Consider the following 20286-nt stretch of genomic DNA (forward strand, 5'->3'; position numbering starts at 1 on the left):
CCCATAAGAATATATGTTCTTATTTCATATCTTTCCAGAAAAAAATATCAAATGTTAATTTTCAGATAAATTCACAAAAAAGCTTCTCCTTGATTTTATCCCCTTCAAGGAAGCTTATATATTTTCTTTTACACTATCAAAACTCAAAACGTCTTTCTCCTCTAGTTTCGCCACACCTCATTCTTCTATTTTCATCAATACAATTCTCCAACCATCCGGATCTTCTATCGTTATCCCCTTTTCTTTCCAATACGGATTTTCTGGTTCTACTTCACCATACCCCATTGTATGCAGCCTTTTACTCACTTTTTTCATTTCACTATCTTCTCGCATGTAAAATACAAGTAAGTTATCTTTTGTTGGAGCTGGACATGGGCTCCCATCTATATATCTTGTAAATTCTAAATGATATTCTTCATCCGGTAGACCAAACATGACTCCATCATAGCCGTCATGGTCATTAAACTCACCTATACGTTTTAAACCTAATCCTTCTCCATAGAATGCAATAACCTCTTCAAACTTATCTGTTGGACGTGCTATTCGAAACTTCACCCAATTTTTCATGCTTTTCCTCCCATACTAAAAACGTAATGAATGACTATATTTTATTGTATATACTTAAAACATTTTTGAAATCCCTCATTAGTATGAAAATAGATACATACAAAGGTGTTACTTACTAGCCTATAACAATCAAAAACTCACCTAGAAAGAAAATCCCATCATTTTATATGCAAATTTGCATCTCCACTTGCAAAGCACTAAAAAACCTTTAAAATATACTGGATGACTAAATATACAATTCCCATCTAAAATCTTGATACACTAAAAATCATTAAATGTAGTATTTTTTCATTTTTAAGAATTATTACACTCTTGTTTTTTTCCTTATAAGCATGCTTTTTATAAGGAAATCTGATACAATCCTTAAGTAATATTATTATGTATAGATATTACGAATATAGTACATACTTAAAGAAGGTGATTTTTTTGAAATTAAATAAAAATTTACAGCTATGTATATTAATCACAACATTAATATGCTATTCAATCTATTTTATGTTTTTCTTTCTGTTCCCTACTAATTTTTCAAATTTCAATGTACGCTTCGCTTCACTCATCGTTGAAGTCATTACATTTATATCGATAATTTACTCTATATACTCTAAAAAAGTTAGTTCAAATCCTTTTTGGATATGTATTACAATTGCAATTGGTAGTTTTTTATTAGGAAAAGTAGTATATACGTATCAAGATACCTTTTTCGAACTTCCAATACATCATTTTACTATTTCTGATGTATTTTACATGTTTTTTCTATTCTTCTGCCTTATCGCTTTTTGCTATAAGATCTTAAAAGAATGCAATAAATGGGGAAAAGCTTTCTTTATTTGTGATATATGTATAGTACTTACTTCCATATTCACATTAGAATGGTATTTATTTAATCAGCCAAATTTAAATATATTCTCACTTTCACTCGGAGATATTTTCCTTTCATTTCTATATCCAATTGCAGATCTATTATTTCTTCTACTAGGTGTTAGTCTCTTTTTCCGCCCAACAATTTTTAAGTCCAAGCGGAAAATTTATATCTTTATTTTTGTATTGATTAGTTCTGCAACTTTTAACTATATTTATTTTTACTTAAATACCCATTTATCAACTGACACTATAACATTTTTACGTCTTTTATATAGAATACCTATATTGCTTATCGCAATAGCTGGGTCTATTTCAGAAGATGATAATAGCCATAAAAATTATTTCATTGTAAACCCTATACTAGGAAAAAAAGTATTAGTCGTATTTCCCTATCTTGCTGTTGCAATACTAATCGGGTTTACATTAAAAGAACAAACATCGTCTTCAACTCTCATTACAGGAAATTGTATCGCTTTTGTTTTCGTACTTATTCGCCATTCTATTGTGCGTATGCAAAACGACACCCTAACAAAACGTTTACAAGTATTTAATGCTCAACTAGAAGAAAAAGTTACTTTAAGAACTTCTGATTTAGTCCATAAATCAGAGGCCCTATCTCAGAAACAACAAAAATTCAAATCATTATATGAATATCATCCTGATCCCATTTTTACGATTGATTTAAATGGAATATTCTTAAATGTAAATAAAGCAGGAAGCATACTACTTGGAGCACCAACGAACGAGTTACTTGGTGAGACATGTTTTTCTATTATTTTAGATGCAGATAAACATAAACTGATATCTGCATTAGAAAAAGTTAAACAACAAGAATCAGCATCCTTACAACTTAGTTCTCAATATAAAGACGGCTTTACTTATTTTTTATACGTTACCATCGTTCCTATTATGATAGATGGACAAATTTCAGGAAGCTATATTATGGTAAAGGATATTACCGCACTAAAAAAACAACAAGAAGAAATAAAATATTTAGCATTCCACGATACTGTAACGAAAATTGGGAACCGATCCTTTTTCCATAGGAAGTTAAGAAAATTTATAAAAAATGCTCAAACAACACAAAGTGAGTTTGCATTATTATATTTAGATTTAGATCGCTTTAAAGTAATTAACGATACACTTGGACATTCGTCAGGTGATTACATATTAGAAGAAGTAGCAAAACGTTTCCTATCATGTCTTCCATCACATACTCATCTGTCAAGAATCGGTGGTGATGAGTTTACAATCTTAATTGAAAACTATACTGACGAAGATTCCTTATTCGAGTTATGTAACCAATTATTTGAAAGCATGGAAAAGCCGTTTGTCATACATGAGCATAAATTAACTTTATCACTGAGTATCGGCATCGCTATTTATCCACATTCCGGAATCGATACCGCTACACTTCTGAAAAACGCTAATGTTGCAATGTATGATGCAAAGGTAAAAGAGCTTAACTCTGTCTCTATTTATGACGATGTAATCGCTAAAAAAATCGAAAGACGATTACGATTAGAAAAAGATTTACCAAACGCAATACAAAATGAAGAATTGTTCCTTTTGTATCAACCTCAAGTTGATAGTGAATCTAATAAAATTATCGGTGCAGAAGCTTTAATCAGGTGGAATCATCCTGAATTAGGTGTTATTTCTCCATACGAGTTTATTCCGATTGCAGAAGAAACACTACAAATTATTCCAATAGGAAAATGGACATTACAGCAGGCTTGTGAGCAAATGAAACGTTGGCACGCACTCGGATATTCGCATTTAAAAATAGGGGTAAATTTATCTGCTAAAGAATTTGAACAAGAAGGCTTTGTAAAATCTATTTCTTCTACTTTAGCAACTACAGGCTTACCAGCAAGTTCCCTTGATCTAGAATTAACAGAACGAATTGCAATGATGGATGAGAGAGAAACATTGATAAAACTGCGTACACTAAAAAGTTTAGGGATTCACATTTCAATCGACGACTTTGGTACAGGCTATTCTTCCCTAGCCTACTTACCTTTATATCCAATCGATACGTTAAAAATCCCAAGAGAATTTATTACAATGTCTGAAACGTGTGAAGATGGAATGGAAATCATTAAAACAATCATCACATTAGCAAATACATTAGGAATGTCTGTCATTGCTGAAGGCGTAGAAACGAAAGAACACGTAAATTTCCTTCAAAAAAATAAATGTCAGTTTATTCAAGGTTACTATTACAGTAAACCTATTTATGCCAATGCATTTACTAAGCTGTTAGAAAACGGTATTCGTCCATAGTAAATCAAAATGCATATAACTCTATACGGAATGTAATCGTTATAGGTAATAATGAATTTGAACAACTATAGTAAAAAGGAAAGAAAATAATTTCTTTCCTTTTTTTATTATTTAACTACTTCATTTATTAAATCTATTAATTGATGAATTCCCTCCTCATTTGTTTTCTTAAATCCATTCATGTTTTGAATATATCTCTCCTTATTTACATACAACTTATTTACCACATCTGTAAATGTACTGGTGCTTATTCTATCTTGAAGTAATACTTCCGCATATCCTTGCCTAGAAAAATAGTCAGCATTTAAAACTTGATCCCCTCTACTAGAACCATTAGTTAACGGAATAAGCAACATCGGTTTCTTCAAAAATAACAATTCAGAAATAGCAGTAGAACCAGCCCTGGAAACTACAACACTTGCCATATTCAGTATATGTGGCAACTCTTCCCCTATATATTCAAATTGCATATAACCTTCCATTCCGATAGAAGGATCCACCTTTCCTTTACCACACATATGAACAATATTAAAACTTAATAATAATGTATCTAAACTTTTCCTTACCATATCATTTATCCACTTAGCACCTTGACTCCCACCCATTATTAACAATACCGGTTTATCTTGCTGAAATTCACAATACCTTCTTCCTCGTAATACGTTACCTCTCTCAATTTCTTCCCTTACAATTGGTCCTACATAAACCTTTTTCTCATTACTTACATTCTTCCCTGTATGAGGGAATGTTGTGCATAGTTTTGTAGCAAAAGGTAATGCTATTTTATTTGCAAGTCCTAACGTGCTATCTGGTTCACGTATTACGATAGGTACACTATTTAACCATGCCCCTATTACTACAGGAACTGAAACAAATCCTCCTGCCGAAAAGATAACGTCAGGCTTTATTTTCTTAATTAATTTATAACTTTGTAAGCAGCCTTTTATAATTTTAAAAGGATCTTTAAAGTTCTCCCAATCCCAATATCTCCGGAGCTTCCCCGTTGAAATACTATTGTACTTAACATTTTGAACTAATAATTTTTCAATTCCATTTTGAGATCCAATATACTCAACTCCCCATCCTTTTTCCATAAATTTAGGAATCAATACCATATTAATCATTACGTGTCCGGCTGTACCGCCCCCAGTAAAGAGAATCTTTTTATTCATAACTTATATCCACCTTTATCATTTAAAGTCTAGCTTTATAGTAATCTTTCAAATGTACATTAACTTACTATGATTTATATAAATCTTTAACTCCAGACCTATGTCTTGCAAAAGATCTTTGATGAGCTCATAAAAATCATTTCCATACTCACTACATTCATACTGAGTAAAGACTTGGATTACAGGCCTAGTTCCTGTATATATTGTTTTGGGTTTTCGATTAACCTTTTCCACATATGCTCGACATGTATTTATCGCCTCATAGATGCGCAAAACATGTTCTTCTCCATCTTTCCAATCCAGCGTATCAACAATCGAAAGCGATAGCATATTTTGATTATTTATAGTCTCATAACAATTCATATATTTCTTACATCCTTTTATATTTTTCATTAAATGCAGATGTCACTACACTTCGCATACTCAAGTACATCTTTTAATGATTGCTGAAATGGGATTTCTGGAACCCAACCTAACTTTTTTATATCCTCTAATACTAAACTTTCATTTGAGCCGCTCTCACTATTCTCTGTTTCTTTTATAGTAAAATTCAACTGTGTTAATCCTTTATATTGTTCCAATACATCTAATAAAGAGCGTTTTACTCCTGATCCAACATTATATTGTTTTCCATTTATACCATCACGTAATAACACATGATACGCTTTAACTGCATCACGTACATCTAGAAAGTCTCTACTATCTTTCAAACTGTTTACTTCAATAATCGCTTTACTTCTACCCGATTCTATATCTATCATTTTTTTTGCGAGAATTGAACAAACACCATTCGATACTCCTGGACCAATTAAATTTGAGGGCTTTGCAATGATAATATTTGAATCCATTAATCCGCCCCAAGCCTCCGCAATAATGACTTGCATAGTTTTACTTAAACTATATGGATTTGAAACTTTTATGTTTTTCATACTATCTGCTTGCAATGCAGATCCTATAACTAATGTTTTACAATGCGAGGCTTCCTGCTTAATGGCTTCTAATAAATATAAAGTCCCTATTACGTTAATCTCTATATATTCCAGAGAAGCTGTCCAAGACTCATTAACTGAGTTTCTTCCTGCTAAATGCAATACATAGTCTGGTTTTATTTGTTTAATTACCTTCATTACTTCACTCTTATTTGTTAAATCACAAGTAATACCATTTTCGATTTTTTCTCTATGTGAACGATTTTGAAACATAGGAATTACATGAAAGCCCTGCTCTAAAAAATATTGGCAAGCATGACGTCCTGTGAAGCCATTTGCACCAGTTATTAAAAGGCTCGCATTTCTTTTCATCGTAAAAACCCTCCTTTTTCTAACATTTGTTTCACCTCATGTTTTGTAAGTAAGTCTTGTTGAGAACTAAAACTCTTCACATCCACAAGCGGATAACTAGCATAATATTCTTGAAGTCCTTCTATAGGAATAGTCGGTAGTACCACAAAATAATTTTGATCAAAACTAATACTTGTTTTACTCTCTACCTCAGATAAAAGCATTTCACTTATTTTTTCACCAGGTCTTATCCCTACCTCTTTTATCTTCACGTTTTCTTTTTTCGAATCTTCAATCAATATTCTTGCTAAATCCGTTATTTTACATGCTGGCATTTTCATAACAAAGATTTCTCCTCCTCTTCCTTCAGATACTGCTTTAAATAACAATCCAACAGCATCTTCAATGGTTAAGAAAAATCTAGTCATATTTGCATCGGTAATCCCTACTTTTGAAGATTGCTTAATTTGCTTTTTAAAAAGCGGTACCACACTTCCACTCGTTCCTAAAACATTTCCGCCACGAACACAAATGAATTTTGTTTTCTTCGTTTGCACATTCGCATGAACCATTAATTTTTCACCAATTGCTTTTGTCATCCCATACGTATTTGATGGATCGGCCGCTTTATCAGTTGAAACATATATAACTTTCTCAACTTGATTCTGGATAGATGCTTCAATTACATTTTGCGTACCATGTATATTTGTTTTTATAGCTTCATAAGGATAATATTCACATACTGGAACATGCTTTAAAGCTGCAAGATGAAATACATAATGTACACCTTGGCAAGCATATACTAGTTGCTCTTTATCACGAATATCTCCAATAATAAATTTCAATCTCTCTTCATTTATAAACTGTTGCTGCATTTCAAACTGAACCGTTTCATTCCTTGAAAAAACTCTAATTTCTTTCGGTGATTTTTCTAATAGTTGTTTTATAAGTTCATGTCCCCACGAACCTGTACCACCAGTAATTAAAATTATTTTATTAAGCATTCCTTTTCCTCCTACCATACATTTCAATTCAAATTGTATTTATTAAGGTTATTGAATTATTTTCAATTGATTCAAATCATAATCGTCGTTTGTTACATTTAATTGACAAAATAAAAAAACAGAAACTATTAAACATAGTTTCTGTTTTTTTATTTCAGTTCTTAACAGTAAGATTTTTTCATACTGTTTGCATGATAACTATATTACATGTAGAAAAACACCGTTCATTTATTTCTTATACTCGTAATAAAATAAATAGAATGATTCATAGCCAATGCACGTTTAAATTCATGAAAAAGGGAGGTAATGGCATGTACCGAAGCAATTCAAATAACTCAAATAATACATATAACGAACCTTCCAAAGCACTTCCTCTCTCCCTATTCGATATAAAAAATGAGTTAAAACAAAAAAGCAAACTCATTCATTCTGGCACCATGTATACATTAACGAAAGAAGAGCAACTTATCATCGATAAAATTAAAGCTCAGACAAAAGAACTAAATAAAAATAACGTCACAAGAACACGTGCATACTACCAATTTTACATTCAATATCCAGAAATACATTGGGCACTACTTGGGCATATCGTATCACGTAACGGTGGCTGGAATATGACAGATTTAAAGGGAGATTTATATACGAGGCTTTTATCCGAGAAAGATCAAATTACATTTTTCTCTTTTTTAGAAAGAGGAAATTGGCTCATTTTCCAAGATGTATATCCTCAATTTTTACTATATGAGCAAAGTGTAAAAAAATCAAAAAAGCTATTTCACCTTCTCACTCACTTAAATGTTTCTACATTTATGGAAACAATGTGGAACCATTTTTGGAAAACAGGTAACAAAAAAACATTAGCGATCGCAACTATTGTTAATGAACAAAACTACTTAGAAAAAAGAGTTATTCAAAATGCACACTTTAAAAAGACTGTATTAAATAGTATTGGATTTAAACTCTTTGATTTTTTTCAGTTTAATCATATCCTTTTCCCATTTTACGAAAATGATAAAAAGCAAAAAGTATTACTATTTGGTGATACAATGAAACATTTCACTTCTTTGCATGAACGAATTTCACTTGGAAAACGGTTGTATTCATTGTTATTTCGGGATACACATATTTTATCTCAAATAATAAACTGGGTCCATCACCATCCACATACAGGCTCAAGAAAAGATTACTGGCCTCATTTATTTTCTAGTGTAAATGAATCTTTTTCGCGTGAGTTTTATAAACGCCGAATAAAGAAATGCCAGTTACGTAGTGACGCGTATCGTATATACAGCCCTGCACTCATCTATGCATGGCGGGATATGAAACATGAAGAAGTTGAAAATGAAGATTGGTTTAACGATTGGCAAGTTGTAAATTATTTAGTTGATAAGGAGGAAAATATAAATGGACAAATTACAGAAGACTACTGCAAAACACTCGAAAAAATTGAACTCGCAATTCTCGCAAAGAAAAATGTCCTCCTTCGAGAAGAAGAATGATTTTTTAGCATTATTAGTTACAGTCTTACTTTCTTCTATTATTGGAACTTGCTTAGATGCTTTCTTTGTGCATACACAAATATATTCCTTTCCAGTTAGACCTTTCTCATCTATATTTTCAGTTAACATAGGCTTTACGTTGTTTGTGCTACCAATTTTAACAATCATTTTCATACAAATTTCAAAAACATTATCTGCAGTTTCTAGAACTCTATTTATTATTTTAATAGGGCTTTGTGCTAGTATTTTTGAACAAGTTGCTGAGAGGTTAGGTTTATTTGTACATAACGGGAATTGGCATCATGCTTATTCTTTATTTGGATATATCATTTTCTTTTCTCTTATTTGGAAATTATATACTTGGATGCAAAAATAAAGAGACCGTTATAATAACGGTCTCTCCTTAAGCATAATCTTCAGTTACTGCTACTGAACGACTTTGAAGGCTTTTTGATCGCAAACGATATGCAACTACTTTCTTCTTATATTGCTTTACTACATCAACGTGTTCCTCGTAGCTATATATAGAAAATCTAATCTCTCTTTTTCCTTTCTTCGTCTCCATGACTATCGGTGTACCATTCCCTTGCGGCGGAAAATAATGTTTATCTAAAAATAAAGCCTCGTTAAATTCATGAATAACTTGAAGTTTCATTTCTCCTTCTATACTTTCCCCATCTACCGTTACAGTAGTATTTTCCTCATCAAGTTTTTGGTGTAACTCAAATCTACTAATAATTGATTCTACAACAGAAGTTGGCATACTAGAAACTAGTACTTTAAGAGCACCAAAAATAAATAATGTAACTATAAACCATGTTGTCATTTTAATCATCTCCATTACGCTCTAAAATGAGTAGTGTTATACTCCTTATTACGATTCATTAATTTTCAAAATAAAAATTTCACTCCATAAGGTACTAATATACTAATAAGTATCCCTGTTACAATCATCGTTACCGAACCGATAGTTGCCTCTTTCTCTCCTTCTTTCACTAGACGGCTCACACCAATAATATGTGATGCGCAGCCCATCCCCACTCCTTTTCCAATCGTACTTGTTATACGGAAAAACTTAAGTACTGTCGGTCCGATAATAGCACCTGTTATCCCTGCAACAACTACAAAACTAGAAGTCATAGATGGAATGCCACCAATTTGATCCGCTAATGAAATGGCAATAGGCATTGTCGCTAATTGTGGTAAAGTTGTTAATATAAGTTCCTTATCTATATTTAAAATTCCACCAATCACTATATTCATACTCGTTAAAGCCACTATACCTATCACTACGCCGATTAGTATCGCTAAAAAGTTTTTCATAAGTATCTTTCGCTCTTTAAATAGAGGTATGGCTAACGCTACAATTGCAGGACTCAAAAAACCTGAAAGAATGTCTCCCCCATTTTCCTTATACTCATGATGAGAAATACCAAATATCAAAAATAAGCAAATCATAATTGCTGTAACTGTTAATACCGGTAACGTAAATGGAAACGTAAATTTTTTATATAACTTTGTCGCCAATAAATAAATTACTACAGTAATAATAATTAAGACCATTTGAATCGTGCACCTTGTCGATTTTATTTTTTTGATGTTACTAATAATTGACTTACATACCCTGAAACAATCAATGTTACTACCGTACTTGCAATTACTAAAAGGAATATAACACTCCCCTTACTTAAAAGAAAAGATCCATATTCCATTAATCCTGTTGTCGAAGGAATTAGAAATAACGGTAAAAATACTATTAACTTTTCTGCCCCTACCTCAAACCACTTTAATGGAAAAATACGAGTAGAAAGGAGTAGAAACAATATTAACATCCCTATTAAACTTCCTGGCATCGACAGATGGAATACTCCTTGAATCCACGTACCAGCTAAGCTAAACACATATAGCACGCCTACTTGAAGTAAAAGCGTCACGTACTTCATTTCTTTTCCTCATTTCCATATTACGCTTCGCTATTATGAAATCTCATTTAATGTTTCCGCAAACCTTGTAACTCCAAGCTGAATTTGTTCTACATTCGCTCTGCCAAAAGTAAATCGGATATATTCACTTTTCGAACCTAGGACGCTTCCTGGGACAAATGCTACACCATTTTGTATAGATTCACCTAGTAAATGATATTCATCAAACGTTCCTTGCACTTTGCACCATAAATGTATTCCGCCCTCAGGAACAAAAAATTCAATCTGGTCCCCTAATATTTCTTCAAGCTTTCTAATTAACTCATCTCTTCTTTGTTTCAGTTGTCCACGGAGCATCGTAATATGCGTATGAAAATCCTCAGATTCTAAAAATTGGTTCGCTACCCACTGTGTAAATACACTATGACCGAAATCAACTTGCTGCTTCGCATCTGCCAATCTCTCAATTACGCGCGTGGGGCCAATTACCCAACCAATACGTAATCCTGATGCAACAATTTTTGATAATGAGCTCACATAAAGAACATTCCCATTTTGATCCATCGATTTCAATGTTGGATTCACTTCTCCATTAAAAGAAGTCAAACTATACGGATCATCTTCTACAATCGGTATACCAAATTCAGAAGATAGTTCTAAAACCTTTTTACGTCTTGCCAATGAAAGTACCGTTCCAGTTGGATTTTGATAATCCGGATTTAAAAACACCATACGAATGCGATGCTTTTTGTGCAAATCGATTAAGTCATCTGGATTCATACCATGCTGATCAACTGGTAAACGGAATATTTTTAAACCTGCTGATTTAAACATCGGAAGTGAATAACAATAGGAGGGATCCTCAATTGCAATCGCATCTCCAGGCTTTAACAAACATTGAACGATAAGATTAAGTGCTTGCTGAGCTCCAGATGTAATAAGAATAGAGCTTGAATCTGCTTCTATTTGTTTATATTGCTCGACATGTGCCGCAATGGTTTTTCGCAACATTTCATTTCCAAGCGGATGGTCATAACCGAGATTTCCCATAAATGTTTTCTCCGACAAAATTGTTCGAAATCTATCACTCGGAATTAAATCTGATGACAATTCACCACTCGCTAAATTGATTAAATCATCTTTTTGTGTTTCCGTTCGAATTTGTTGAACAAGTGGTACATTAGGTAAGAACGATCCATCCTCAACGTACCTACCCCAGTTCGGTATTCGTTTATGTGACACACCCCATATATCTGTATTCACCCGAGTGCCACTTCCTTTTTTCCGTTCTACTACCCCAAGTGATTTCAATTCCTCATAAGCAGCTACGACCGTACTCCGGTTCACTTGTAAATTCTGTGCTAACATACGCTCGGAAGGTAATTTTCTATCAGAAGGGAATTCACCGGTAGAAATGCCTCTTTCAATGTAATCAGCAATTTGTTTATAAACTGGTATCTTATCTTCACGATTCGGTTGCCATTCCATTTAGTTCCCTCCTCTCCAAGCTGGTGTCCTGAACTCATTAATAACAGTATTCACTGCAAAAATGGTATTAATCAAGCACATGATTTAAAAATGCCTCTACCGTCACATTAAAGCTAGTAGGCTGTTCTAAATAAGGCAAGTGCCCACTATTTTTCAACTCAACGAAAGTCACGTTTCTCAGGTGTTTTTCAAATTCTCTCACATACTTTTCCGGAACAAAATAATCATTCTCTCCTCGTATTATTAATGCAGGACATGCAATGTTAGAGAGGTATGGTCTTTGATCGTAATCAACTAATTCAGCGAATAGCCTTTGAATATGCGTCGGATGAATCGTTTGTAGGGATTGATGAAATCCTCGGACAATTGCATCATTATCTTCTACTCCCATTGCTCTCAATAACGTATCAGCCCAAGTTTTCCCTTTATCCTGCAAGCTAAGTAAATCATATACTTCAAGTCGTTCTTTACGATCTGCCGGTTCTAAATAGGGAAATGCATTTACAACAATTAAGCTAGAAACAAAACGTGGATATTGAATAGCAAAATCAATACCCACTCTAGCTCCTTTTGAAAGACCACAAATTGTTACTGATTTTAGCTTTAAATGATTACATAACTCATATAAAACATTTGAATATTCTTTAAAACTAATTTCCATCCCTTCGGATTTCCCATGCCCAGGTAAATCGAGTGAGATTACGGTCCATGTCTTCTTGAAGTATTTTCTTTGATATAACCAATTATTCGAATTTCCTCCAAGACCGTGTAAAAACAATATGACAGGACCCGATCCTTCTATATTGTAAAAAATCTTTCGATTCTTATATTCAAAATACATATTCATCACCTTCAGATGTAGCATCACATATTTTTATCTTTGAATGAATATATCCAAAACGGTTCTCTTTCTAACCACTCAACTGCGCCTGAAATACCGTCTTCATACTCCCTTTCCAGCTCATCCACTTTAGTTGTAAATTGTGATGCATGTGCTCGTAATGCTTCCAATTTTTTCGGAACATATTTTTTCACTTCATTTTTAAAATCTGGAGGTCCTATTTCGTCTTCATGATTTTTCGAAAAAGCTACAGCATAAAAGGCTGGTCGTTTACTTTCCGAAATATTAGCTAAGGCCTCTACTACTGCTTCCCCTGTTGCATCGTGATCCGGATGAACTGCATACCCAGGATAGAAAGAAATAACTACAGAAGGATCCAATTCTTCAATACAGTTTTGAATCAAGCTTCTTAATTTTCCAGGCTCTTCAAATTCAAGAGTTTTATCACGATATCCCATCATACGTAAATCTTCAATCCCTAAAATATTTGTAGCTCGCTTTAACTCTTTCTCTCTAATTGTATATAAAGATTCACGAGTTGCAAAAGGTGGATTCCCCATCGCTCTCCCCATTTCACCAAGTGTTAAGCAAACATAAGTAAGAGGGACTTTCTGCTCAGTATAAGCCAAAATTGTTCCAGCCACGCAATACGACTCATCATCCGGATGCGGGAAAACAACTAAAACGTGGCGCTCATTTTTCATCAATATATTAACTCCTTCATCATATACAAACTTTATAAAATAACGACCGCATACCAAGTAACTCCTACAAGAAGCACTAAAAGAAGAATGACATAGATAGCGGATAAGTTTTTCACATTCCTCTTTGTAGACTTACCGTAATTCTCTTCTACATTTCGTGCGACTAGTACGGTCCCAAATAGTGATACAACTACAATAATAACAACTAGTGAAATCGCAAAACTCATTGTCTTCCACCTCTCTTAGGCCAGTCTATTTTAAAGCATGAATAAAATACTACCTTTCTTCTCTTATCATAATAGAAGTTTGTAAAAAACGGACCAACCACTTTTGTGTTTTTTTGCTCATCCACTTTAAAAATAAAAAGCAACTGCTCACTTAGGACCAGTTGCTTTTTTACAAGGCTACTTATATTCATTTTCAATTAAAATTAATTCGATTTAAAAGTTTGGTCTTTTCATAATGAAACATTGATTGAGATAGCTCGAAAATTGTTCCATTTACAAGATAAACTGTATTTTCAATAAGAAGCGCTGGATCACCTTCATTTAGTTCTAAAAGCTTTGCATTTTCTTTATTTATTTTTTCACAACTAATAACTTTATCGGCAAAGCCAATATTTAATCGTAAATCCTCAATGAAATAACTGTATACAGAACTTAATGCTATTTCTTCATTCAAATAAGGAATGATATCTTTTTTGAAATAACTTACTTCAATAGAGAATGGTTTACCGTCTACAATTCTTAAACGCTTCAAGAAATATAACCTAGTTCCAGTTTCACATTGCATTCGCTTTGCTATCTCTTCGTCCGCATCTATTACTTCAAGCTCGAGCACTTTCGTTTCAATATTTTGCGAAACAAGATTTTTTGTTAATCCGCGTAAACTGCCTAAATTAACGTAATCTGTTACAGAAGTTTCACGTAAAAACATGCCACTACCTTGCACTTGAAAAATATAGCCTCTATTAACAAGCTGGCTAATCACTTTACGTATCGTATTACGACTTACTTCAAATCGGTTCATCAACGCTTCTTCTGTAGGTAGTTTTTTCGTTTCACTAAAAAGGCCTTCTCGAATGTCTTGCTCTAAAATATCTGCAATTTGTTTATACTTTGCACTCATACACTTTCTCCTAAAATACTCTTTTATCTTTTATAAATTTTCTCCTCTCGTTTCGATCACATGTTTATACCAATGAAACGAAAGTTTCTTCTTACGTTTTAAGTTATCATTATGATCGACAAAAATAAAGCCATATTGCTTTTTATATCCATTTAACCAACTTAACAAATCAATAACTGACCATGCATAATAACCTTTTAAATTAATTCCCTCTTGAATTGCACGCTTCATTACTTTTAAATGCTCTTCAATAAATTTAATTCGCGGAGCATCTACAATTTCTCCGTCAATGATTGGATCTTCATCACCAAGTCCATTTTCCGTTACATACATCTTTATGTCACCGTAACGCGCTTTCAACATATGCAATCCATCTAAGAAACCTTCGGGAGATATTTCCCAACCCCATTTGGTATATGTTTTATCATCCATTTTTACTGTTCGATAAAAACCATCAAAAGAAGGATTACCTGGAGCAAGTGTTGAGTTTTCTCGAGAATGTTCTTCATTCTTTAGATCCATATCGTATCTTTCCACTCGTATCGGTTGATAATAATTCAAGCCAATAAAATCATTTTTCCCGGCATTTTGTTTAATGATTTCTAATTCTTCACCCGTCCAATTAGGAGTCCATCCTTTTTCCTTTAATTGCTGTACAACATAAGACGGATACTCACCTTTTAAAACTGGATCGTAGTACCAATGCGTTTCATATTCATTCGCATGATTTGCTGCTAGTATATTTTCTTTTTGATCATCCACACTATAAGCAGGTAAGAAAACATGTGTAATCCCTATCTCCCCATACTGTTTCAGCTGCTTGTACACCGCAACTGTTTTCGCATGCGCATAAAATACATAATGAGTCGCTTGAAAATACTTTGGAACATCATTTTGTATTCCTGGTGGATGTGCACCTTTTAAATAGCCTAATCCACAAAACATTACTGTTTCATTGAAAGTAATCCAATGTTTCACTCTATCACCAAATGCCTTAAAGCAAATTTCTGCATACTTTACAAAAGCCTCTGCTGTTCGTTTATTCGTCCACCCACCATCTTTTTCTAACGGTAATGGTAGATCCCAATGATATAAAGTGGCAAACGGTACAATCCCGTACTTTAAACATTCATCAATTAAATTGTTATAAAATTCAATTCCTTTTTCATTTACCTCTCCATCTCCAGTCGGCAATATTCTCGCCCAAGAAATCGAAAAACGATACGATTCCAATCCCATCTCAGCCATTAAACGAACATCTTCCTTATATCGATGATAATGATCAACCGCTACCTCACCATTTGTTCCATCGTATGTTTTGCCAGGAATTTTTGAAAACTCATCCCAATTCGTAACACCTTTTCCATCCTCATTCCATGCACCTTCTACTTGATAAGAAGCTGAAGCAGCTCCGAATAAAAAATCATGTGGAAACTTCATAGTATATACCTCCGTTTCGTTAGAATAAATCAAATTCATTATCACATATTTAATTTATAGGTACAAATTTTATATGTAGTAATTATAGCTTAAGTTTCGATTTTTTTCTATCATGAACGTACGATATGTAAAACTATATTTGATGTTAATTTTTAGAAAACAAAAAAGAAGCGATGTATTTCATCGCTTCTTACTATGACAATCTTTACTCTTTTACAAGTGACTTATTCGCTCTTATAACTTCTTCATAAAGTATTGGGGACCATTTTTCATTTATATAATCTTGAATTACCCAGCCCACTCTCGTAGGATTCTTTTGCTTCATATAGTTTGCAATTTCAGGATTTATGTAGGACGCATAATAATATGGACTATTCCATGCTGTACCACCAGAAGACAAGCTTGTAAAATTAATATATAGATGATTACAATCTTCACTGTTGTTAATCGTTTCATTTATCGTATCTTTAATAGATTTTACTTTCTCATCATAACTCACTTTATATTTATCTTGTACTGTTACATTTACATTTTGATTTACAGTTGTCGTAAACGTCTCATTATCTGGCCAATAAAAATTATTATATCCTCCAGATTCATTACTACCACTGTATCTTTTTAGTAGCACAATTTTTCCTCGAGCATCTCCAAGTCTTATATTCCCTTCTGTTTTTAAAAAGATAGGATCAGGAAAATATTTTTTTTCAAACGTACTACTAAATGAATCTTCTGCCCCTTTCATATCCTCATACTCTTTTTTTAAAGACATAATAATCGTTTCACTTGGATTATCTTTTAAAAATTGTTTCGCTTCATTTATAAATTCATGCAATGTTACATAAAGATATAATGGCCCATGATGAAGAACTATCGTATTATCATCTGTTAAACGCCCTCTAATATCAAAAATTCTAGCTCCGTGATCCATTTGGTAACGAAAATTATATTCTTGCGTCATTCCCCATACTTGCTTTATCGGATTTTGCAACTTGAACGTTCCACTATCATGTGTTCCTGGAATTGAAATTCGTGCTAACGGTACGTTATCGGGTATAGGTTGCATCCATTTTGACCAGTTTTCAAGCCCATTACCAGCGCTAGCAGCAACTGCTTGCTTATCATTGAAAGCAAATACAAATGTGCTAAGTATAGTACTACATATGAATAATTTCAAAATAAACTTCTTATTGCTCATTTTTATTCCTCTCTCTTTCTGTTTTATATCACACTTATCGAATATAACATAAGCTACTTAATAAATAACATTTCATAAATATGGAATATTGCATATAAGTAAAATTTAAAAACATCCACATATTCTCATCTCAATGCATTAAAAAAATTTAATATCCCTTTTCACTAGATAAATTATAGTAATCAACAACTCGAACTTCAATGGGCTTTCATATGCAATATTTCATATTTGGGTCCTACATGATATAAATAAAAAACTTATAATGATTATTTATTCCATACGTGCTAATATACTTATATTAAAATACAAATACATACCTTATATACTCTGAACTACATTACTCAACAGTTAAAACTTAATTTTTTATTGGGAGGATTTACAATGAAATTATTAAAAATAAAACATATAATTCCTTTATCTGCGGCAGCAATTACATTCGTATGTAATCAAGGTGTAGCTGAGGCTTCCACCATTCATACAGTAAAAAAGAATGATACACTTTGGGGTATCAGTAAACAATATGGAGTTTCAATACAATCTATTAAACAAGCAAATAATAAAGGAAAAGATCAAACTTTTATTGGTGAACAGTTACATATTCCAGGATCCATGAAATCAAATGAGGTCACTGTTCATCAAAACGACAAACCTAAGAACATCTCTGGACAAATTATTTATCAAGTACAGCTGGGAGATTCATTAGAAATTATAGCAAAGCGTTACAATGTTACCGTTCAATCTATAAAACAAATTAACAATACAGTCGGAAACAAGCTTTATACAGGACAACATTTAAAAATCAATTCAAGTATTTCAGAAAAAGAAAAAGACTTAATGGCACGCTTAGTTACTGCTGAGGCAGGTGGCGAATCATATAAAGGAAAAGTAGCGGTGGCGAAAGTTATCCTGAATCGTGTAAATGCAAATGGTTTTCCAAATACAATAACAGGTGTTATTTATGAACCTATTAAACGCGGATATGCATTTACTCCTGTTACCGATGGTAGAATTAATCAGCCTGCAAGCGCAGAAGCAAAAATGGCAGTAGAAGAGGCTATCTCTACAAATGGAATACATTCTGATTGGCTTTATTTTTACAATCCAAAAACTTCAACAAACAAATGGATTACGACACGTCAAACAGTAGCGGTAATCGGTAACCACGTCTTCGCTAAATAAAACTATAATTCTCTTCAAATTTATGCACTTAACAACTATTTCAAATGATTAGCAGACCTCTTCACTTAAAAGGTCTGTTTTTTATATGTAAGATTTTATTAATCATATGACATAGTGATCATTTAAAACTATTTCTTCTTTCAAATAAAAACATTTGTATTTACTCCACCACTCGGAGAAATTAGAAAAGCATCAAGTTCAAAAACTCCCTCTTTATTAATAAAAGCTATTTCTTAACTTCATAAAAGTGTTATACACTAAGAAAATAAAAAACAAACTATTCGTTAGCAGGTGAAAGAATATGTATGATGTTACAATTATCGGAGCTGGAGTGAGTAGCATTTTTATGGCTTATTCACTAGCTAAAAGTAATAAAAAGGTTTTAATTCTTGATAAAGGTAAAGCGCTAGAAGATCGCCATTGTCCTTTAGACCAAGGAAAAGTGTGTAATTGTACTACATGTGATAAATATTTCGGGTTTGGTGGTTTAGGAAAATCTGAAGGGAAATTTAATTATACAAACGGATTTGGCGGAGAACTTGAGCAAAAAGTCGGTAAAGAAGGCTTTTTACAACTTATGGCTGAAGTAGATGAGATTCTATGTCAGTTCGGAGGAAATTCTGTTTCAAAATATTCTACAGAAAATCCAACTCTTAATAAGAGAGCTGAAACGTGTGGTTTACAAATGCTCACAACAGAAGTAAGGCATCTTGGCACTACACTTTCAAGTAATATTTTTCAGCAGCTCTACGAATTTTTACTTACGAAAATAAATATCCGATTTCATATAGATGTAGAGCATATCATGAAACAGAAAAATCATTTTAAAATAGATACAAATCAAGGAATAGTTCAATCTAAGCAAATCGTATTTGCAACAGGACGTTCCGGGGCGGATTGGCTAAAAGAAATGTGCACTTCTCTAAATATTTCTCAAGAGCAAACTCGTGTAGATTTAGGGATTAGAGTAGAGATGAAAGAGCACCAATTACGTTCTATATTAAAAGATACATTTGAGACAAAACTTTCTTATGAGCATGAACACTTCACCGCAACTACGTACTGTATGAATCCAAAAGGACGCATCATTAGAAAGTACGAAGAAGGTTTAGTTATGCCTGACGGTCAAAATTTTCGAGAGGAAGGAACTGGCACACCTAACTTAAATTTCACTTTATTTATCCCGCGCTATTTTTCAACTCTCAAAGAAGCAAATGTATACGCAAGTTCAATTATTAAAAGCATTAACCAAGGGCGAGATCGGATTGTTATACAACGTTTAGAGGACTTAATAAAGAAACAACCTACAGCGGAGAACAACATGAAACATAATCGTATACAGCCTACACTACACGGAGATTATGGAGACTTGAATAAAGAAATTCCTCAATTATATATTGAAGGACTCAAAAAATTTTTATTACGTTTAGAACAATTTATCCAAGAACCTATCGATAAAGATACTTTATTATATGGAATTGATGGAAAGTTCTATGCTCCTACAATAAAAATCAATAACCACTTTGAAACAAGTATGAATGGGCTATTTTTAATTGGAGATTGTTCAGGCGTCACTCACTCATTATCTCAAGCAGCTGCAAGTGGGTTGTATGTTGGAAAATATTTATCAGGTATTTAAACTTTTTAATTAAGATGCCAGTCAAATGTTTTAAGTTTCACCAACACTTTACTTATCTAATAATAGCTTTAACGAAATTAT

20 protein-coding genes are annotated in these 20286 nt (G+C 32.9%); 5 read left to right on the forward strand and 15 right to left on the reverse strand.

Annotated elements, in window-relative coordinates:
* Positions 1 to 177: 177 nt before the first annotated feature.
* Positions 178 to 567, reverse strand: a complete 390-nt coding sequence (locus MKY70_RS19310; protein ID WP_088034628.1) for a VOC family protein — start codon at positions 565 to 567, stop codon at positions 178 to 180.
* Positions 568 to 993: 426 nt separating this feature from the next.
* Here MKY70_RS19310 and MKY70_RS19315 point away from each other — a divergent pair, with 426 nt between their 5' ends.
* The gene (locus MKY70_RS19315) at positions 994 to 3714 is read left to right on the forward strand and encodes a putative bifunctional diguanylate cyclase/phosphodiesterase (protein WP_341025553.1); all 2721 of its coding nucleotides are present in this window, start codon (positions 994 to 996) and stop codon (positions 3712 to 3714) included.
* A gap of 107 nt (positions 3715 to 3821) precedes the next feature.
* Here the strand turns inward: MKY70_RS19315 and MKY70_RS19320 are convergent, their stop codons facing one another.
* From MKY70_RS19320 to MKY70_RS19335, 4 genes are read right to left on the reverse strand one after another with little or no spacing between them, the layout of a single operon-like run.
* Entirely contained in the window at positions 3822 to 4886 is a 1065-nt protein-coding gene (locus tag MKY70_RS19320) for an undecaprenyldiphospho-muramoylpentapeptide beta-N-acetylglucosaminyltransferase (RefSeq protein WP_061674386.1), read from the reverse strand.
* 48 nt (positions 4887 to 4934) lie between these two features.
* Positions 4935 to 5279 (reverse strand): DUF6572 domain-containing protein, encoded by a 345-nt coding sequence (locus MKY70_RS19325; protein WP_341025554.1) that lies wholly within the window; start codon positions 5277 to 5279, stop codon positions 4935 to 4937.
* Complete coding sequence (locus tag MKY70_RS19330) at positions 5279 to 6187, reverse strand: NAD-dependent epimerase/dehydratase family protein (RefSeq protein WP_341025555.1); 909 nt, start codon at positions 6185 to 6187, stop codon at positions 5279 to 5281. Before MKY70_RS19330 ends, MKY70_RS19325 begins: the two co-directional genes overlap by 1 nt.
* Entirely contained in the window at positions 6184 to 7170 is a 987-nt protein-coding gene (locus MKY70_RS19335) for a UDP-N-acetylglucosamine 4,6-dehydratase family protein (RefSeq protein WP_341025556.1), read from the reverse strand. Before MKY70_RS19335 ends, MKY70_RS19330 begins: the two co-directional genes overlap by 4 nt.
* Before the next feature lie 290 nt (positions 7171 to 7460).
* On the opposite strand from MKY70_RS19335, the gene MKY70_RS19340 reads away from it, so the two are divergent.
* Together MKY70_RS19340 and MKY70_RS19345 are read left to right on the forward strand one after the other, a co-directional pair.
* Positions 7461 to 8669 carry a DUF2515 domain-containing protein gene (locus MKY70_RS19340; RefSeq protein ID WP_176280946.1) on the forward strand — a complete coding sequence of 403 codons (1209 nt, stop codon included), beginning with the start codon at positions 7461 to 7463 and terminating at the stop codon, positions 8667 to 8669.
* Positions 8644 to 9045 (forward strand): CBO0543 family protein, encoded by a 402-nt coding sequence (locus MKY70_RS19345; RefSeq protein WP_044442960.1) that lies wholly within the window; start codon positions 8644 to 8646, stop codon positions 9043 to 9045. Before MKY70_RS19340 ends, MKY70_RS19345 begins: the two co-directional genes overlap by 26 nt.
* A 27-nt stretch (positions 9046 to 9072) precedes the next feature.
* Here MKY70_RS19345 and MKY70_RS19350 read toward each other — a convergent pair whose 3' ends face one another.
* The 10 genes from MKY70_RS19350 to MKY70_RS19395 all read right to left on the reverse strand — a co-directional run bounded on the left by MKY70_RS19350 (position 9073) and on the right by MKY70_RS19395 (position 17387).
* Positions 9073 to 9495: a YfmQ family protein gene (locus MKY70_RS19350; RefSeq protein ID WP_002088014.1), complete on the reverse strand. Its 423-nt coding sequence runs from the start codon at positions 9493 to 9495 to the stop codon at positions 9073 to 9075.
* A 65-nt stretch (positions 9496 to 9560) separates the two neighbouring features.
* Positions 9561 to 10232 carry an LrgB family protein gene (locus MKY70_RS19355; protein WP_016100781.1) on the reverse strand — a complete coding sequence of 224 codons (672 nt, stop codon included), beginning with the start codon at positions 10230 to 10232 and terminating at the stop codon, positions 9561 to 9563.
* A gap of 23 nt (positions 10233 to 10255) precedes the next feature.
* A complete protein-coding gene (locus MKY70_RS19360) occupies positions 10256 to 10612 on the reverse strand; it encodes a CidA/LrgA family holin-like protein (protein WP_002190466.1) in 357 nt (118 codons plus the stop codon).
* A 33-nt stretch (positions 10613 to 10645) separates the two neighbouring features.
* Positions 10646 to 12079, reverse strand: coding sequence for a MocR-like pyridoxine biosynthesis transcription factor PdxR (gene pdxR, locus MKY70_RS19365; RefSeq protein ID WP_002088019.1), 1434 nt, complete (start codon positions 12077 to 12079; stop codon positions 10646 to 10648).
* 67 nt (positions 12080 to 12146) lie between these two features.
* Complete coding sequence (locus MKY70_RS19370) at positions 12147 to 12944, reverse strand: alpha/beta fold hydrolase (RefSeq protein ID WP_215586763.1); 798 nt, start codon at positions 12942 to 12944, stop codon at positions 12147 to 12149.
* The gene (gene bshB2, locus MKY70_RS19375) at positions 12944 to 13624 is read right to left on the reverse strand and encodes a bacillithiol biosynthesis deacetylase BshB2 (RefSeq protein WP_341026408.1); all 681 of its coding nucleotides are present in this window, start codon (positions 13622 to 13624) and stop codon (positions 12944 to 12946) included. The genes MKY70_RS19370 and bshB2 overlap by 1 nt, the downstream gene beginning before the upstream one ends.
* A 32-nt stretch (positions 13625 to 13656) precedes the next feature.
* Entirely contained in the window at positions 13657 to 13851 is a 195-nt protein-coding gene (locus tag MKY70_RS19380; protein WP_002033711.1) for a hypothetical protein, read from the reverse strand.
* 193 nt (positions 13852 to 14044) lie between these two features.
* Positions 14045 to 14752, reverse strand: a complete 708-nt coding sequence (locus MKY70_RS19385) for a GntR family transcriptional regulator (RefSeq protein ID WP_341025558.1) — start codon at positions 14750 to 14752, stop codon at positions 14045 to 14047.
* Between the two features lie 30 nt (positions 14753 to 14782).
* Positions 14783 to 16192 (reverse strand): glycoside hydrolase family 1 protein, encoded by a 1410-nt coding sequence (locus MKY70_RS19390; RefSeq protein WP_341025559.1) that lies wholly within the window; start codon positions 16190 to 16192, stop codon positions 14783 to 14785.
* Positions 16193 to 16397: 205 nt separating this feature from the next.
* Positions 16398 to 17387, reverse strand: coding sequence for a phosphatidylinositol-specific phospholipase C (locus MKY70_RS19395; protein WP_002128693.1), 990 nt, complete (start codon positions 17385 to 17387; stop codon positions 16398 to 16400).
* A gap of 381 nt (positions 17388 to 17768) precedes the next feature.
* On the opposite strand from MKY70_RS19395, the gene MKY70_RS19400 reads away from it, so the two are divergent.
* Complete coding sequence (locus MKY70_RS19400) at positions 17769 to 18566, forward strand: cell wall hydrolase (protein WP_341025561.1); 798 nt, start codon at positions 17769 to 17771, stop codon at positions 18564 to 18566.
* Between the two features lie 301 nt (positions 18567 to 18867).
* The gene (locus MKY70_RS19405) at positions 18868 to 20205 is read left to right on the forward strand and encodes an NAD(P)/FAD-dependent oxidoreductase (protein ID WP_341025562.1); all 1338 of its coding nucleotides are present in this window, start codon (positions 18868 to 18870) and stop codon (positions 20203 to 20205) included.
* Positions 20206 to 20286 lie beyond the last annotated feature (81 nt).

This window comes from Bacillus sp. FSL R9-9492 (genome assembly GCF_038007365.1).
In the GTDB taxonomy this organism is placed as follows: domain Bacteria; phylum Bacillota; class Bacilli; order Bacillales; family Bacillaceae_G; genus Bacillus_A; species Bacillus_A mycoides.

What these genes read in the sequence shown, in the direction of transcription:
- MKY70_RS19310 (WP_088034628.1), bottom strand. Translation starts at nt 567, where the DNA reads ATGAAAAATTGGGTGAAGTTTCGAATAGCACGTCCAACAGATAAGTTT.
- MKY70_RS19320 (WP_061674386.1), bottom strand. Translation starts at nt 4,886, where the DNA reads ATGAATAAAAAGATTCTCTTTACTGGGGGCGGTACAGCCGGACACGTA.
- MKY70_RS19325 (WP_341025554.1), bottom strand. Translation starts at nt 5,279, where the DNA reads ATGAAAAATATAAAAGGATGTAAGAAATATATGAATTGTTATGAGACT.
- MKY70_RS19330 (WP_341025555.1), bottom strand. Translation starts at nt 6,187, where the DNA reads ATGAAAAGAAATGCGAGCCTTTTAATAACTGGTGCAAATGGCTTCACA.
- MKY70_RS19335 (WP_341025556.1), bottom strand. Translation starts at nt 7,170, where the DNA reads ATGCTTAATAAAATAATTTTAATTACTGGTGGTACAGGTTCGTGGGGA.
- MKY70_RS19340 (WP_176280946.1), top strand. Translation starts at nt 7,461, where the DNA reads ATGAAAAAGGGAGGTAATGGCATGTACCGAAGCAATTCAAATAACTCA.
- MKY70_RS19345 (WP_044442960.1), top strand. Translation starts at nt 8,644, where the DNA reads ATGTCCTCCTTCGAGAAGAAGAATGATTTTTTAGCATTATTAGTTACA.
- MKY70_RS19350 (WP_002088014.1), bottom strand. Translation starts at nt 9,495, where the DNA reads ATGACAACATGGTTTATAGTTACATTATTTATTTTTGGTGCTCTTAAA.
- MKY70_RS19355 (WP_016100781.1), bottom strand. Translation starts at nt 10,232, where the DNA reads ATGGTCTTAATTATTATTACTGTAGTAATTTATTTATTGGCGACAAAG.
- MKY70_RS19360 (WP_002190466.1), bottom strand. Translation starts at nt 10,612, where the DNA reads ATGAAGTACGTGACGCTTTTACTTCAAGTAGGCGTGCTATATGTGTTT.
- pdxR (WP_002088019.1), bottom strand. Translation starts at nt 12,079, where the DNA reads ATGGAATGGCAACCGAATCGTGAAGATAAGATACCAGTTTATAAACAA.
- MKY70_RS19370 (WP_215586763.1), bottom strand. Translation starts at nt 12,944, where the DNA reads ATGCTACATCTGAAGGTGATGAATATGTATTTTGAATATAAGAATCGA.
- bshB2 (WP_341026408.1), bottom strand. Translation starts at nt 13,624, where the DNA reads ATGAAAAATGAGCGCCACGTTTTAGTTGTTTTCCCGCATCCGGATGAT.
- MKY70_RS19380 (WP_002033711.1), bottom strand. Translation starts at nt 13,851, where the DNA reads ATGAGTTTTGCGATTTCACTAGTTGTTATTATTGTAGTTGTATCACTA.
- MKY70_RS19385 (WP_341025558.1), bottom strand. Translation starts at nt 14,752, where the DNA reads ATGAGTGCAAAGTATAAACAAATTGCAGATATTTTAGAGCAAGACATT.
- MKY70_RS19390 (WP_341025559.1), bottom strand. Translation starts at nt 16,192, where the DNA reads ATGAAGTTTCCACATGATTTTTTATTCGGAGCTGCTTCAGCTTCTTAT.
- MKY70_RS19395 (WP_002128693.1), bottom strand. Translation starts at nt 17,387, where the DNA reads ATGAGCAATAAGAAGTTTATTTTGAAATTATTCATATGTAGTACTATA.
- MKY70_RS19400 (WP_341025561.1), top strand. Translation starts at nt 17,769, where the DNA reads ATGAAATTATTAAAAATAAAACATATAATTCCTTTATCTGCGGCAGCA.
- MKY70_RS19405 (WP_341025562.1), top strand. Translation starts at nt 18,868, where the DNA reads ATGTATGATGTTACAATTATCGGAGCTGGAGTGAGTAGCATTTTTATG.